Below are 13,508 nucleotides of genomic sequence, written 5' to 3'. Positions count from 1 at the left end.
TGGAATGGTTTAGGCGGCCTTGACGGTCGCGTAGGCCCAGTCGAGCCACGGTCCGAGCGCCTCGACGTCGGCCGTGTCCACGGTCGCGCCGCACCAGATGCGCAGGCCCGGAGGGGCATCGCGGTATCCGGCGACGTCATAGGCCGCGCCTTCCTTTTCGAGGAGAGCTGCGAACTTCTTGATGAAGTCTGCATCCGCACCCTCGACCGAGAGGCAGACCGAGGTCTTGGAGCGGGTGCCGCTGTCCACCGCGAGGTGAGAGAGCCAGTCACGCTCGGCGACGATCTTGTCCAGCGCGTGGGCATTGGCGTTCGAGCGGGCCTTCAGCCCTTCGAGACCGCCGAGACCCTTGGCCCATTCCAGAGCGAAGATCGCGTCCTCGACGGCGAGCATCGAGGGGGTGTTGATGGTTTCGCCCTTGAACACGCCCTCTGCCAGCTTGCCCTTCGAGACAAGGCGGAACACCTTGGGAAGCGGCCAGGCCGGGGTGTAGTTCTCAAGGCGTTCGACCGCGCGGGGGCCGAGGATCAGGACACCGTGGCCGCCCTCGCCGCCCAGAACCTTCTGCCAGGAGAAGGTGGCGACGTCGATCTTGGACCAATCGATGTCGTAGGCGAAGACCGCCGAAGTGGCGTCTGCGAAGGAGAGGCCGTCGCGGTCGGCCGGGATCCAGTTGGCGTCCGGAACGCGCACGCCCGAAGTGGTACCGTTCCAGGTGAAGAGCACGTCGTCGGACCAGTCGATCTTGTCGAGGTCGGGCAGCTGGCCGTAATCGGCGCGGAACACGGTGGGTTCCAGCTTGAGCTGCTTGACGGCGTCGGTAACCCAGCCCTCACCGAAGCTTTCCCAAGCCAGCGCGGTCACGCCGCGGGCGCCGAGCATGGTCCACATGGCCATCTCGAAGGCGCCGGTGTCCGAACCGGGGACGATACCGATGCGATGCGTGTCGGGCAGCTGCAGAACTTCGCGCATCAGATCGATGCAATACGCAAGGCGCGTCTTGCCGATCTTGGCGCGGTGCGAGCGGCCGAGTGCTTCGGTGTTCAGCTTTTCGGGGGCATATCCGGGCGGCTTGGCGCAGGGACCGGAAGAGAAGTGCGGACGCGCAGGTTTGCGCGCGGGAAGCGTAATACCATCAGTCATTTCTGACTCTCCTTACAGAGAGCACGCGCGGCGTTGGGACCGCGTGGCCCGGCGCTGCGTCTAAAGAGGCCGGGAAATTTGTCAAACGATTCTCCGGCCCGCCACGCCAGATCGTTTCTCAATTTCGTCGTTGTGCGGAGGTTCACTACGCGAAGGACGCGGAAATGCTGGATTTCGATATTCGGTGGAAAACTTGCCGGCCGCGATTCCGGCGCCGACAGTGGCTGGGTAAGCTTCGGTTCACCCAAGGCCCGGATGCTTGAGCCGGATGATGAAGTCCCGTCTGTTATCACCCAGAGAGCTACGGCTCCTGCTGCTGGCCATGCCCCTGATCGCCGTGCTGAACGGCTGCATCGATCGGCCGGAGCGTTCGCGCGGACGCGGCTCGCGGCCTTCCGCCCAATCGCGCCCGGCCGCTCCCCCGCCCTCCCGCGAGCAGCGCCAGTGCATGGCGGCGCTCGGCGCGCAGAACGCAGTCTTCACGCCGGTGACCGATCGGTACTACGGAAACGGCTGCTCCACGCTGGGCACCGTCAAGCTTTCGGCGCTCAATACCGACCGCGCCACGGTTTCCGTCACCAATCTCGGCCCGGTAACCTGCACGACGGCCACGCCCTTCGCCGCCTGGGCGCGCTACGGCGTGGACCGCGCGGCGCAGCAGATCCTCGGCAGCCGGCTGCTCAGCATCGAGACTTACGGCAGTTACAGTTGCCGCAATGTCGCGGGCACCGCGCGCCGGTCCGGCCATGCCACCGCCAATGCCATAGACGTCTCCGGCTTCGTACTGGCTGACGGTCGCCGCATCAGCGTGCTGGGCGACTGGAGCAACGGCAGCCCCGCCGAACGCCGCTTCCTGCGCGTCGTCCATGACAGTGCCTGCAAGCGCTTCGGCACCACGCTAGGACCGGATTACAACGAGGCGCACAGGAACCACTTCCACCTGGAAGCGGATGGGGCGAGCTTCTGCCGATAGGGAGGGAGCCCCAAGGCTCCCCCCTTCGATTGGGTCAGAACGGCAGCTTGTAGAAGCGCGCCGCGTTGTCCTGGAGGACTTTCTTCTTCACCGCATAGTCGTAGCCGCCGAGCACGTTCTTGATGTGCTCCTGCACGCCCGGATAGAGCGAGGTCGGGTGCGGGAAGTCAGTTTCGAACATCACGTTATCGACGCCGATGGTTTCCAGCAGCAGCTTGGGCGCGATCTTCTCGAACCAGAAGGTGCACATGAAGTGGTCGCGGAAGTAGTCCCAGGGCTGCTTCTTCAGCACGTTGCGCTTGCTGGGCAGCATTTCCTGGAACTGGTGCTCCAGCGCTTCCACTGCGAACGGCACCCAACCCATGCCGCTTTCGATGAGGCCGATCTTGAGGTTCGGGTGACGGTCGAGCCGGCCCGAGACCATCCAGTTGCCCAGCGTGGCCGCGTTGCCGATCGAGAACATCGTCGCCACCACCGACAGCGTCTGTTCGAACTGGAAGCCTTCCCAAGTGAGCGTGTTCGGATCGATCGCGGCATTGAGGTGGAAGTTGAGCGAGATGCCTTCGGCGTCGATCATCTCCAGGAACGGCGTCCAGTATTCGTGGTTGAAGCTGGGCACGCCGACTCGCTCCGGCGTATCGGGCAGCACAAAGCCGCGCAGACCCATGTCGATGCAGCGGCGGGCTTCCTTCTCCATCTCCGCCTTGTTCCAGAACGGCAGGTGGGCCATCGGGAACAGGCGTTCGCCCGATTGACGCTGGTAATCGATGTTGAAATCGTTGAACAATTTCATGATCGTGACGGCGAGATCGTCATCGCCAAGGGTCATCAGCATCCCCGCCTGGGTAATGCCCGAGTTCTGGAAGCAGATCTGCGCGTAGACGCCCATGTCGTCCATCGCCTGGAGGCGCGGAGCGATCTCGTGCCCGCCCGGATGCGCTTCCTCGAGGGTGGGGAAGGCCAGGCGGCCGAGCAACTTGTTGTTATCCTTGCGGATCACGTTGCCGCCCAGCGAACCGCAGTTGCGATCGCCGATGTACCAGCGATCGACCCCGTCGGCGTCGCGCTTCACATAGGGCATCTTGTCCTTCAGGCCGATCGGCGCGCGATCGGTGAAGAGCGTGGGCGGTTCACTGAGGTGAGTGTCGGTATCGACGATCTTGATACCCTCCAGCGAGGGGTCGAGCCCGCCGGATTGCGTGGCATAATCCACTTCACGGATTACGCCGCCCTTCGTGTAGCCTTCGGAGGACCAGTACTTGCGTGCCGAGTCCTTCATTTCCTTGGTGTCGCCATCTGCCATGGCCTTATCTCCCAAAATGCAATTGGGACTCATGTCGCAACCTCGGCGGCTGCAGGCAATCGAAGAGCCCAACGCCGAGACGATGAATGTCCATAGTGCCGCTCCGCCGGGGCAGCGCGGGCGCTCTGCGCCTTGCCGCCGGGGCGATGCCGGGGCATCCAGAGCCTCGGGAGAGAACATCATGCCACAAACGCGCACGCTGGACGATATCCGCGTGGACTTCGATGCGCCGGACAACGTACCGAAGGACCGCATCGTCGACCTGGGATTCGCCATGGGCTCCACGCCCAACGACCTGATCGATCCATACGAGCCCTGTGGCTGGCTGTCGGGCGAGGACATTCCCCGCCTGCTGTTCAACCCGCCCTCGATGCACGGGCTCGGCGCGATCAGCGGCAATCGGCGCGGTTCCTGGGTGGTCAGCCACTATGAGGACATCGAGCGCGTCTATACCGACAACGAACACTTCTCCAACGCGGGCACCGCCGAATTCCAGCGGCTGATCGGAGAGACCTTCAAGTCGATCCCGCTCGCCATCGATCCGCCGGACCATCAGAAGTACCGGCTCTACCTGATGCCCCACTTCAGCCCGGCCCGGATCACCCGCGACCTCGAACCGCGCATCCGCAAGGTGGTGGACGAGATGATCGGCGCCGCCGAGCGCAAGGGCGAAGTCGACATGGCCTGGGACTTCGCGCGGGTCTATCCGGTACGGATCTTCATGGGCCTGATGGGCTTCCCCGAAGAAAAGTTCGAGCAGTTCCTCGACTGGGAGTGGGACATCCTCCACTCGGGCAGCCTGGAGAAGATGCAGGCGGCCTTGCGCGGCGTGCTGGAATTCCTGCGTGGCTTCATTGCCGAAAAGGAGCGCAGCCCGGACGAGCATCTGGTCTCCGCCATCGTCCATGGCCAGATCGAAGGACGCGCTCCCACCGAGGACGAGAAGATCGGCATGGTCTGGTTCCTCTGGCTGGGCGGGCTCGATACCGTGGCGGCCACCATCGCGCAGATGTTCCGCCGCTTGGCGCTCCAGCCGGACTTGCAGCAGCGCCTGCGCGAGAGGCCCGAACTGATCAATTCGGCCGTCGAGGAGTTCCTCCGCACCCAGCCGATCCTCTCCTCCTCGCGCTCGGCGACGAAGGATTTCGAGTGGCACGGCATCCAGATCCGGAAAGGCGATACCTTCGCCTGCCTGAACCCTTCCGGCAACTTCGATCCGGCGCGATTCGAAAACCCGCGCACGTTCGATCCCGAGCGCAAGGCGAACCGGCACTTCACGTTCGTGGGCGGAGTGCATATCTGTCTCGGCGCGCATTTGGCCCGGCGCGAGCTGCGCGTGCTGCTGGAGCAGTGGTTCGCGCGCATTCCCGAGTTCCGGGTCAAGCCGGGGGCGGATACTACCGTGTTTCCGGGGCTGCTCTCGATCCGCAATCTGCCGATCGTCTGGGATGTGAAGTAGGAAGGGAAAAGCAGGGGAGCATAGCCCCCCTGCACCCCCATTACTGTCCAGGTCGGGCGGACCAACGGCGTCGTGCGCTCATGGCCGCGTCGGGAGACATATGGGCTGCGCCGCAGGGCGCGCGCTACGCATAGGTAGCGCGCGGCGCCGACATTCCGAGGGTCTGGGGGATCATCCCCCAGAACTTCCCCTTAAACCTTGGCCGGAGCCAACTTCGGACTCAAAAGGTGCACTACGGCCAACGCCACGAGATAAGCGCTCGCGCAAATCGCGAAGAGCACTTCGTAGCTATGCGTCGTATCGAGGATGTACCCCGCGAAAAGCGCCATGCCCATGCCGCCGAACGCGCCCACGGTGCCACCGATGCCGACCACCGAGCCCACCGCGCCGCGCGGGAAGACGTCGGACGGCAGCGTGTAGAGGTTGGCGGAGAACGCCTGGTGCGCCGCCGTGGCAAGGCCGATGACGAGCACGGCCGACCACACGCTGTCGATGCTCTGGGCGAACCAGATCGGCAGGACGCAGACGGCGCAGATCAGCATCGTGATCTTGCGGGCGAAGTTGGGGGTCTTGCCCGCCTTGATGAGCTTCGAGGAAAGCCAGCCGCCGCCCACGCTGCCAAGGTCGGAGATGAGGTAGATCCCGGCGAGCGGCAGGCCGAAGGTCTTCAGGTCCAGGTCGTAGCGCTCGAAGAGGTAGCCCGGCAGCCAGAACAGGAAGAACCACCAGATCGGGTCGATCAGGAACTTGCCGAGCGCGAAGGCCCAGGTTTCCCTGACGGTTAGCAGGCGCGCCCAGCCGATCTTTTCCACCGGGTCGGCCGGATCCTGCTGAATCCAGGCCAGTTCGCCGCGCGTCACCCGAGGATGCTCGGTGGGGTGGCGATACATCGCCCACCAGGCGCCGAGCCAGAGGATGCCGAAGATGCCGGTCACGAAGAAGGCCATGCGCCAGTCGAACCACAGCACCAGCAGCGGCACGATCAGCGGCGTCAGGATCGCGCCGACATTGGCGCCCGCGTTGAACAGGCCGATCGCGAAGGCGCGTTCCTTCTGCGGGAACCAGTCGGTGACGGCGCGGATGCCGGCAGGGAAATTACCCGATTCGCCTATGCCCAGGCCGAAGCGCGCCATGGCGAAGGAGGTCACGCCGCTGGCGAAGCCGTGGGCCATGTGGCTCACCGTCCAGATGACCAGTGCGACGGCATAGCCGATCCGCGCGCCCAGCACGTCCACCACTTTGCCGAAGGAAAGATAGCCGATGGCATAGGCCAGCTGGAACCAGAACACGATTTCCGCGAAATCGGATTCGGTCCAGTGGAACTCGGCTTCCAGCGTGGGCTTGAGCACGCCGATCATTTGCCGGTCTACGTAGTTGATCGCCGTAGCCGCGAAAAGCAGCGCGACGACGACCCAGCGATAGCGGCCTGCGGTCGGGTGAATGCCCGTCCCTTCGATCTCTTCGCCAGTATATTCCCCGGCCCCTGCGTTCATGTGACCCTACTCCCGTTTCGGCGGCACCGTTTTCGGGCCTGCCGGTAGATCCATGCTCAGGCGGGCACTGCCGCCGCGATCTTGCAGCCGATGCTGCCATGCCCTTCGAAATGCGCCAGCACCGTCTGGCCCGGCACCACCGGGTGGACCCCGGTCACGGCCCCGGTCGAAACCCAGGTGTCGCCGCTGCAATCGATCCCGCGCGAGGAAAGGTTCGCCAGGAGAAAGCGCACCGCGCCGAGCGGCCCGTCCAGCATCGTCGCCGTGGTGGCCGATGCGATCTCGACGCCGTCGATCTCGAAGCGGACGGAAATCGCGTTGAAATCCGCGCTTTCCCAGCCCTGCAAGACCGGACCGACCACCATGCCGGCATTGTTGCCGAAGTCGGAGACGGTCACCGGCGGCCCGTCGGCATTGATGCCCGGATAGGGCGAACTGGCGACCTCGATACCGATATGAACGGCATCAAGCACCTTGCGGGTATCGGCGTCGTCCTGCGGCACCACGCCGTCCCACCCCGCGGCGACGTGCAGCAGGAACTCCGCTTCTCCGGCTGCGAAGCCCTGGGCGAAGACCGGCATCTCCGGTGTTTCGCCCAAGGCTGCTGTGACCACGCTGTCCGCGAAAATCGGACCCGCCAGACGGTCGGCACCAAGGCGTTCGTCCAGCGGCGGATTGATCCGGCCCACTTTCCACCCGGCAACCGGGCGGCCGTCAATCCCAATGGCCAGATCCTGGATGTGATAAGCCGCGGCGAGATCGGCAGGCGCCTCGCCGGGATAAGCCGTCAATGCTCGCTTCTCGCGCCGCGCAGCCACGAAGGCTTCGGCCACCGTGCCGGCCTGCTCGTGGAAAGCCTGTTCGCTGGAACTCATCCCCATCCCTTCGTTATCGTGCTGGTCCGGTTAAAGGAAACCGGTGTCATTGGCAAATCAAAAGCTGCGGCATCGATCCTGCATCGTTGTTTTCGAGAGGATCGAGGGCGATGGTTTCGACGAACATCGTCCGGCCGGAGTTGGGAAGAAATTCAGGACTTCCAAGTGTTGGAAACCGGTGTCATCTTGCCTTTGCCCGCGCATAAAGGCAAGCGGCCCGGATCATCTCGGGCGCAATCGTTTAGCGCGCGCCAAAAGGGGCCAGAATGGCGGACGAAACCAGACGCGACAGCAAGCCGACGATCAACGATGTCGCGCGCCTTTCCGGCGTATCCAAGAAGACCGTCAGCCGCGTGATCAACAAGTCGCCCCTGCTCGGACAGGCTACCCGCGAAAAGGTCGAGGCAGTCATTGCCGAGATCGGCTACGTGCCCAATCCGCAGGCGCGCGCCCTTGCCCTGCGCCGCAATTTCCTGATCGGCCTGATCCACGACAACCCCAATGCGCAAATGGTGCTGGGGGTGCAGGAAGGCATCCTCGAGGCTATCCGCGACACCGAGTTCGCCCTGGTCGTGCGTCCGGTAGACCGCCATTCACCGACGATGCTGGAGGATATCCGCCGCTTCATCGACCAGCAGCGGCTCTATGGCGTGCTGCTGCTGCCGCCGATCTCGGAGAACGACGGGCTGGCGGCGGTCTGCCGGGAACTGGGCTGCACCCTTGTGCGCATGGGTTCGGCGCGGCTTGACGACGACCGCCACCTAGTCGCCTCGAACGACCGCCACGCGGTGAAGGAAGCGGTGTCCTGGCTCACCACGCTGGGCCATCGCCGGATCGGCTTCATCGCCGGGCCGGAGGGTTTTCGCTCGGCGCACGAACGGGAACTCGGCTTTATCGACGGGCTCGCCTCCGCCGGACTGAAGCTGGACCCACGACTGGCGACGCGCGGCAATTACCGTTTCGAATCGGGCCTGGCCGCCGGGGAACGGCTGCTGTCGGCCGATCCTCGCCCCACGGCGATCTTCTCGAGCAATGATGAGATGGCCGCAGGCGTGCTGCACGCCGCTCGGGCCAAGGGCATTTCCGTGCCCGAGCAACTCTCGATCATCGGCTTCGACGATACCGCCATCGCCGCGCATATCTGGCCCCCGCTGACGACCGTGCGCTGGCCGATCGTGCCGATGGCGACCGCCGCCGCGCACAAGCTGATCGAGCCCGCGCATGCCGCCGACCAGCCCTCGCTCTTCCTTTCCGATCTGGTGCGAAGGGCATCGGTGGCACCGCCGCCTTCAGGCAACTGACCGAAGAACCGGCGGCATTAAACAGCCAATGACATTGACACCGGTTACCTAGACCGGTTAAGACTTGACCCGAGGCGTAATAACGTCCCACTATACGGAACCGAATTCCAAAGGGAGAGTCCCCGTGTTCTGCAAGACCTACCACGCCACCCATCCGGACATGATGGAATGCGTCTCCAACGAGGAACTGCGTGACCGCTACCTGGTCGGCGGCATGTTCGAGGACGGCAAGGTCAGCCTCAACTACTCGCACAACGAGCGGTTCGTGATCGGCGGCGCGGTGCCCTCGCAGGGGCCCCTCAAGCTTCCCGCGCAGACCGAGCCCAAGAGCGCCGAGGGCCATCCCTTCCTCGAACGCCGCGAAGCGGGCATCGTCAACATCGGCGGCCCCGGCGCGATCACGGTCGACGGCCAGCGCTTCGAGATGAAGAACAAGGAATGCCTCTACGTGCCCATGGGTTCGAACGAGGTGACCTTCGAGGGTGAGACGGCGCGATTCTACATCGCCTCGGTGCCTGCCCACAAGGCGCTGCCGATCAAGCACATCACGCTCGAACAGGCCAATCCGCTGGCTCGCGGCGACCTGGCCAACTCGAACCAGCGCACGATCTACCAGCTGGTGATCCCCGGCGTCTGCGAGAGCGCGCAGCTGCTGCTCGGCCTCACCGTGCTGGAGGAAGGCTCGGTGTGGAACACCATGCCGCCGCACCTCCACGACCGTCGCAGCGAGATCTACCTCTACTTCGACCTGCCCGAAGAGAACGACCGCATCTTCCACTACATGGGCGAGCCCGACCAGATGCGCCACATCGTGATCGCCAACGAAGAGGCGGTGATCAGCCCGCCGTGGTCGATCCACATGGGTTCGGGCACCAAGAAGTACGCGTTCATCTGGGCCATGGGCGGGGAAAACCTCGACTATACCGACATGAACGTGCTGGATATCTGCCAGCTTCAGTAGGAAGCGCCATCCCTCCCTCGGGGAAGAGGCGGGGGGAGCGCAGCGGCAAGGCGATCCGGAGCGAAACTTCGGATCGCCTTGTGCCGCCCGGAATGACAAGATCGGGACAGGACTAGACCTATGGCGATTTCCTTCAGCCTCGAAGGCAAGGCCGCGCTTGTGACGGGCGCCAATACCGGGATCGGCCAGGCCATCGCCATGGCCCTCGCCGAAGCAGGCGCGGACGTGGCCCTCGCCGGCCGCAGCGAACCGGCCGAGACGATCGCGCTGATCGAGGCGACCGGCCGCAAGTGTGTGAACATCAAGGCAGACCTGTCCTCGATCGAACCCGTCGACCGGGTGATCGGCGAAGCGGTGGCCGGGCTCGGCAAAGTCGACATCCTCGTCAACAACGCCGGGATTATCCGCCGCGACGACCTGCTCCAGTTTTCCGAAGCGGACTGGGACGCGGTGATGGACACCAACCTCAAGACGCTGTTCTTCCTCAGCCAGGCGGCGGCCAGAGGCATGGTGGAGCGCAAGACGGGGAAGATCGTCAACATCGCCTCGCTACTCACCTTCCAGGGCGGCATTCGCGTGCCCAGCTATGCGGCGGCAAAGTCCGGCGTAGGCGGCGTGACCAAGGCCATGGCCAACGAACTGGCGCCGCAGGGCGTGCAGGTCAACGCCATCGCGCCGGGCTACATCGCCACCAACAACACCGCCGCGCTGCAAGGCGACGAGACGCGCAACCGCCAGATCCTGGAGCGCATTCCCACCGGCCGCTGGGGTGATCCCAAGGATATTGCCGGTGCCGCCGTATTCCTGGCTTCCCCGGCCTCCGACTATGTGACAGGACACGTCCTCGCCGTGGATGGCGGTTGGCTCGCGCGCTGAGGAATATCGATTACATGACCGGTCACGTTACCTGCTTCGGTGAAGTTCTGATCCGTTTCGCCACTCATGACGCGCGTCTGGTGGTGCAGTCGGATTCGCTCGACATGGTGGTGGGCGGCGCGGAAGCCAACGTCGCCTCGGGCCTCGCTTCGCTGGGCCATGAAGTCCGCATGGTCACGCGCCTGCCCGCCAACCCGCTGGGCGACAAGGCCCGCGCGGCGCTCGGCGCGGCGGGGGTCGGCCTTTTCGGCGTCACCGCAGGGCCGGGGCGCATGGGGCTCTACTTCCTGGAGACCGGCGCGGGGCTGAGGCCTTCCGCGATCACCTACGACCGCGCGGGAAGCGCTTTCGCCCAGTCCGCCGTGCAGGACTTCGACTTCGCCGCCGCGCTGGATGGCGCGCGGCTGCTGCACCTTTCGGGCATCACGCCCGCGCTCGGGCCGGGCGGGGTGGCTCTGGCCAAGGCCGCCGTGCGTGCCGCGCAGGAAGCGGACGTGCCGATCTGCTTCGACGGCAATTACCGCGCGCTGCTCTGGGAAAGCTGGGACAGCAACCCGCGCGAGATCCTGACCGAACTGGTGTCCGCCGCCACGGTGATGATCGGCAACCACCGCGATATCTCGCTGCTGCTGGGCAAGGCCTTTTCCGGAGACGGAGCGGACCGCCGCCGCGAGGCCGCCGAGGCCGCCTTCGCCGCCTTCCCGGGCCTCCAGGTCATCGCCTCCACCGCGCGCCACGTCGTCAATGCGGGCCACCACCGCATCGCCGCCCGCATCGACGGCCGCGATCATGCCGTGCAGACCGAGGAGGCCGAAGTGACCGGCATCGTCGATCGCATCGGCACGGGAGACGCTTTCGCCGCAGGCGTGCTGCACAAGTGGCTGGAAGGCGCGGACCTGTCGGCCATGGCCGATGCGGGGCTGGCCTATACGGTGCTGAAGCACTCGCTCCATGGCGACATGAGCCTGATCGGCAAGGCGGAACTGGAAGCGTTCTCGATCGCCGGGGGTGACGTGCGGCGGTGAGGGCGGAAGCCTTGCAGAAATACGTCGTCCCGGACCTGATCCGGGACCGCTGGCCAGGCCGCGCCTTGCCCGCAGACGGGCGCCTGAAGAACTGACAGCGGTCCCGGATCAAGTCCGGGACGACGATTGGGGGAGAGGAACCGAATGACGGCCGCGCCTATCAATCGCCGTACCCTCGTGAAATCCGCCGCAATCCTCGCGGCCACCCCCACCCCCCTCCTCGCGCGATCCTCCAAGACCCCGGCAGTAGGCCGCTACCTCGGCCTCGACGAGCAGGGCGTGCTCTCCTTCAAGGGCATCCGCTACGGCCGCGCCGAACGCTTCGCCCGCGCCGTGGCCGAGCCCTGGGCGGGCCCGCCGATCGCAGCCCGTGCCTTCGCACCGATCTGCCCCCAGCGCGGCCTCGACAGCGAGCCGCAGTCCGAGGACTGCCTCTTCCTCAACGTCTGGACGCCGGAAGCGAACCCCGCGGCAAGGCGCGCGGTCATGGTCTACTTCCACGGCGGCGCCTACACGACCGGCTCGGTCACCGATCCGCTCACCCGCGGGGCAAGACTGGCCGCCGAGGGCGACGTGGTGGTCGTCACCGTCAATCACCGCCTCAACGCGCTGGGCTATGCCTGGCTCAAACCCTTCGGCAACCGCTATGCGGACAGCGGCAATCTGGGACAGCTCGACCTGATCCTTGCCCTGCAATGGGTGCGCGACCATATCGCCGCGTTCGGCGGGGATCCGGCGCGGGTGATGGTCTTCGGCCAGTCCGGCGGCGGTGCCAAGATCGCCACGCTCATGGCCATGCCCGCCGCGCACGGGCTGTTTCATGCCGCCGCCACCATGAGCGGGCAACAGGTGCAGGCCAGCGGCCCGATGCACGCGTGGACGCGCACCCAGGCGCTGATGCGCGCCCTCAAGCTGGCGCCCGGCGATGTTGAGGGCCTGCGCACAATGCCAGTCGCGCGTCTGGTCGAGGGCCTGGCTGCCACCGATCCGGTCATGGGCAGCGGACCGGTCTATTTCGGGCCGGTGCTCGACATGACCAACCTGCCGCGCCACCCGTTCTGGCCCGATGCCGCGCCGCAATCGCTTACAGTGCCGATGATCCTCGGCAACACGCGCGAGGAAACCCGCGCCTTTCTCGATCCGCGCGGCAGCAAGCTGAAGGGCCTGGACTGGAACAATCTGGCCGAGCGGATGGCGAAAGAGGTCAAGATCGACCTCGACCCGCAATGGGTGGTCGACCGGTACCGCGCCCACGAGCCCGGCTGGAGCGTGGAGCAGGTGTTCTACGCCGCGACCACGGCAGGCCGATCCTGGCCGGGACAGGTGATCGAGGCCGACGAGCGGGCGAAAGCCGGGGCAGCGGCGACCTGGGTCTACCAGCTAGAACGGCCCTCGCCCGTCGATCCCCTGCGCGGCGCTGCGCATACCGACGACATACCCTACGTCTTCGGCACGCTCGATGCGCCGGGCAGCTTCTCGGGCACGGATGCCGGAGCGCGGGCGCTGAGCAAGGCGATGTTGGGCGCCTTTACCGGACTGGCGAAGACCGGAAAGCCCGGCCTGTCTGCTTGGACGAACTACATCCTGCCCCCCCGCGCGACCATGGTGTTCGGGGACCGCATCCGCATGGAGGAAGACCCGCGCGGCTGGGAGCGCGAACTCTGGGCCAAGGCGCCCTACGTCCAGCCGGGCAGCTAGCTTCGAAGCAAGCTCCACAACAGCACGCCCAGCCCCAGCACCTGCACCGCCACGATCGCGCGGAGGCGGTTGACGAAGGGTTGCTTGCGGGTCTTGTGCCGCAGGACATGCCGCGCGAGCAGTGCGCCGGGCGAGCCGCCCGCCGCCGCGAAAGCCAGCAACCGTCGCTCCGGCACGCGCCGGCCGCCGGCCATCGCCCGGCCCTTGTCGAAAGCCATGGCGAAGAAGGCGGCGGCGTTGACGATGCCGAAATAGGCGGCGAGCAGCGTTGGCTTATCCATGCCGCGCCCATCTCAGGTGCACACGCCCCCGTCTACCGCGTTAGCCCTTAATGCGAACGGATGGACAGGAGTCTGGCTCTATTGCAGCCAAGCTGTCATGATGCCGTGCAAGGGCCGAGA

12 protein-coding genes are annotated in these 13,508 nt (G+C 65.5%); 7 read left to right on the top strand and 5 right to left on the bottom strand.

Features of this window, described 5'->3' with window-relative positions:
• Nucleotides 1–9: 9 nt before the first annotated feature.
• The gene (locus ACI3K3_RS01820; RefSeq protein ID WP_404911665.1) at nt 10–1,143 is read right to left on the bottom strand and encodes a phosphoserine transaminase; all 1,134 of its coding nucleotides are present in this window, start codon (nt 1,141–1,143) and stop codon (nt 10–12) included.
• A 268-nt stretch (nt 1,144–1,411) separates the two neighbouring features.
• Here ACI3K3_RS01820 and ACI3K3_RS01815 point away from each other — a divergent pair, with 268 nt between their 5' ends.
• Nucleotides 1,412–2,116 carry an extensin family protein gene (locus ACI3K3_RS01815; protein ID WP_404911664.1) on the top strand — a complete coding sequence of 235 codons (705 nt, stop codon included), beginning with the start codon at nt 1,412–1,414 and terminating at the stop codon, nt 2,114–2,116.
• A gap of 34 nt (nt 2,117–2,150) precedes the next feature.
• Here the strand turns inward: ACI3K3_RS01815 and ACI3K3_RS01810 are convergent, their stop codons facing one another.
• Complete coding sequence (locus ACI3K3_RS01810; RefSeq protein WP_404911663.1) at nt 2,151–3,419, bottom strand: amidohydrolase family protein; 1,269 nt, start codon at nt 3,417–3,419, stop codon at nt 2,151–2,153.
• A gap of 181 nt (nt 3,420–3,600) precedes the next feature.
• Here ACI3K3_RS01810 and ACI3K3_RS01805 point away from each other — a divergent pair, with 181 nt between their 5' ends.
• A complete protein-coding gene (locus ACI3K3_RS01805; protein WP_404911662.1) occupies nt 3,601–4,878 on the top strand; it encodes a cytochrome P450 in 1,278 nt (425 codons plus the stop codon).
• Nucleotides 4,879–5,069: 191 nt separating this feature from the next.
• Here the strand turns inward: ACI3K3_RS01805 and ACI3K3_RS01800 are convergent, their stop codons facing one another.
• Together ACI3K3_RS01800 and ACI3K3_RS01795 are read right to left on the bottom strand one after the other, a co-directional pair.
• The gene (locus ACI3K3_RS01800) at nt 5,070–6,371 is read right to left on the bottom strand and encodes an MFS transporter (RefSeq protein WP_404911661.1); all 1,302 of its coding nucleotides are present in this window, start codon (nt 6,369–6,371) and stop codon (nt 5,070–5,072) included.
• Between the two features lie 56 nt (nt 6,372–6,427).
• Nucleotides 6,428–7,246, bottom strand: coding sequence for a 2-keto-4-pentenoate hydratase (locus tag ACI3K3_RS01795; protein WP_404911660.1), 819 nt, complete (start codon nt 7,244–7,246; stop codon nt 6,428–6,430).
• Between the two features lie 266 nt (nt 7,247–7,512).
• On the opposite strand from ACI3K3_RS01795, the gene ACI3K3_RS01790 reads away from it, so the two are divergent.
• The 5 genes from ACI3K3_RS01790 to ACI3K3_RS01770 all read left to right on the top strand — a co-directional run bounded on the left by ACI3K3_RS01790 (nt 7,513) and on the right by ACI3K3_RS01770 (nt 13,107).
• Nucleotides 7,513–8,547 carry a LacI family DNA-binding transcriptional regulator gene (locus ACI3K3_RS01790; protein WP_404911659.1) on the top strand — a complete coding sequence of 345 codons (1,035 nt, stop codon included), beginning with the start codon at nt 7,513–7,515 and terminating at the stop codon, nt 8,545–8,547.
• A 124-nt stretch (nt 8,548–8,671) separates the two neighbouring features.
• Nucleotides 8,672–9,508, top strand: a complete 837-nt coding sequence (gene kduI / locus ACI3K3_RS01785; protein ID WP_404911658.1) for a 5-dehydro-4-deoxy-D-glucuronate isomerase — start codon at nt 8,672–8,674, stop codon at nt 9,506–9,508.
• A gap of 120 nt (nt 9,509–9,628) precedes the next feature.
• A complete protein-coding gene (gene kduD, locus ACI3K3_RS01780) occupies nt 9,629–10,384 on the top strand; it encodes a 2-dehydro-3-deoxy-D-gluconate 5-dehydrogenase KduD (protein WP_404911657.1) in 756 nt (251 codons plus the stop codon).
• Nucleotides 10,385–10,398: 14 nt separating this feature from the next.
• Entirely contained in the window at nt 10,399–11,409 is a 1,011-nt protein-coding gene (locus tag ACI3K3_RS01775; RefSeq protein ID WP_404911656.1) for a sugar kinase, read from the top strand.
• 144 nt (nt 11,410–11,553) lie between these two features.
• On the top strand, nt 11,554–13,107 hold the full coding sequence (locus tag ACI3K3_RS01770; RefSeq protein ID WP_404911655.1) for a carboxylesterase/lipase family protein: 1,554 nt from the start codon (nt 11,554–11,556) through the stop codon (nt 13,105–13,107).
• Here ACI3K3_RS01770 and ACI3K3_RS01765 read toward each other — a convergent pair.
• On the bottom strand, nt 13,104–13,388 hold the full coding sequence (locus tag ACI3K3_RS01765) for a DUF1294 domain-containing protein (RefSeq protein ID WP_404911654.1): 285 nt from the start codon (nt 13,386–13,388) through the stop codon (nt 13,104–13,106). The genes ACI3K3_RS01770 and ACI3K3_RS01765 overlap by 4 nt on opposite strands.
• Nucleotides 13,389–13,508 lie beyond the last annotated feature (120 nt).

The organism is Novosphingobium sp. ZW T3_23, assembly GCF_044987305.1.
GTDB lineage: Bacteria > Pseudomonadota > Alphaproteobacteria > Sphingomonadales > Sphingomonadaceae > Novosphingobium.
Note: the sequence above shows the minus strand (reverse complement) of the source record. Positions and strands in the feature narration are given on the sequence as shown.

What these genes read in the sequence shown, in the direction of transcription:
- ACI3K3_RS01820 (WP_404911665.1), bottom strand. Translation starts at nt 1,143, where the DNA reads ATGACTGATGGTATTACGCTTCCCGCGCGCAAACCTGCGCGTCCGCAC.
- ACI3K3_RS01815 (WP_404911664.1), top strand. Translation starts at nt 1,412, where the DNA reads ATGATGAAGTCCCGTCTGTTATCACCCAGAGAGCTACGGCTCCTGCTG.
- ACI3K3_RS01810 (WP_404911663.1), bottom strand. Translation starts at nt 3,419, where the DNA reads ATGGCAGATGGCGACACCAAGGAAATGAAGGACTCGGCACGCAAGTAC.
- ACI3K3_RS01805 (WP_404911662.1), top strand. Translation starts at nt 3,601, where the DNA reads ATGCCACAAACGCGCACGCTGGACGATATCCGCGTGGACTTCGATGCG.
- ACI3K3_RS01800 (WP_404911661.1), bottom strand. Translation starts at nt 6,371, where the DNA reads ATGAACGCAGGGGCCGGGGAATATACTGGCGAAGAGATCGAAGGGACG.
- ACI3K3_RS01795 (WP_404911660.1), bottom strand. Translation starts at nt 7,246, where the DNA reads ATGAGTTCCAGCGAACAGGCTTTCCACGAGCAGGCCGGCACGGTGGCC.
- ACI3K3_RS01790 (WP_404911659.1), top strand. Translation starts at nt 7,513, where the DNA reads ATGGCGGACGAAACCAGACGCGACAGCAAGCCGACGATCAACGATGTC.
- kduD (WP_404911657.1), top strand. Translation starts at nt 9,629, where the DNA reads ATGGCGATTTCCTTCAGCCTCGAAGGCAAGGCCGCGCTTGTGACGGGC.
- ACI3K3_RS01775 (WP_404911656.1), top strand. Translation starts at nt 10,399, where the DNA reads ATGACCGGTCACGTTACCTGCTTCGGTGAAGTTCTGATCCGTTTCGCC.
- ACI3K3_RS01770 (WP_404911655.1), top strand. Translation starts at nt 11,554, where the DNA reads ATGACGGCCGCGCCTATCAATCGCCGTACCCTCGTGAAATCCGCCGCA.
- ACI3K3_RS01765 (WP_404911654.1), bottom strand. Translation starts at nt 13,388, where the DNA reads ATGGATAAGCCAACGCTGCTCGCCGCCTATTTCGGCATCGTCAACGCC.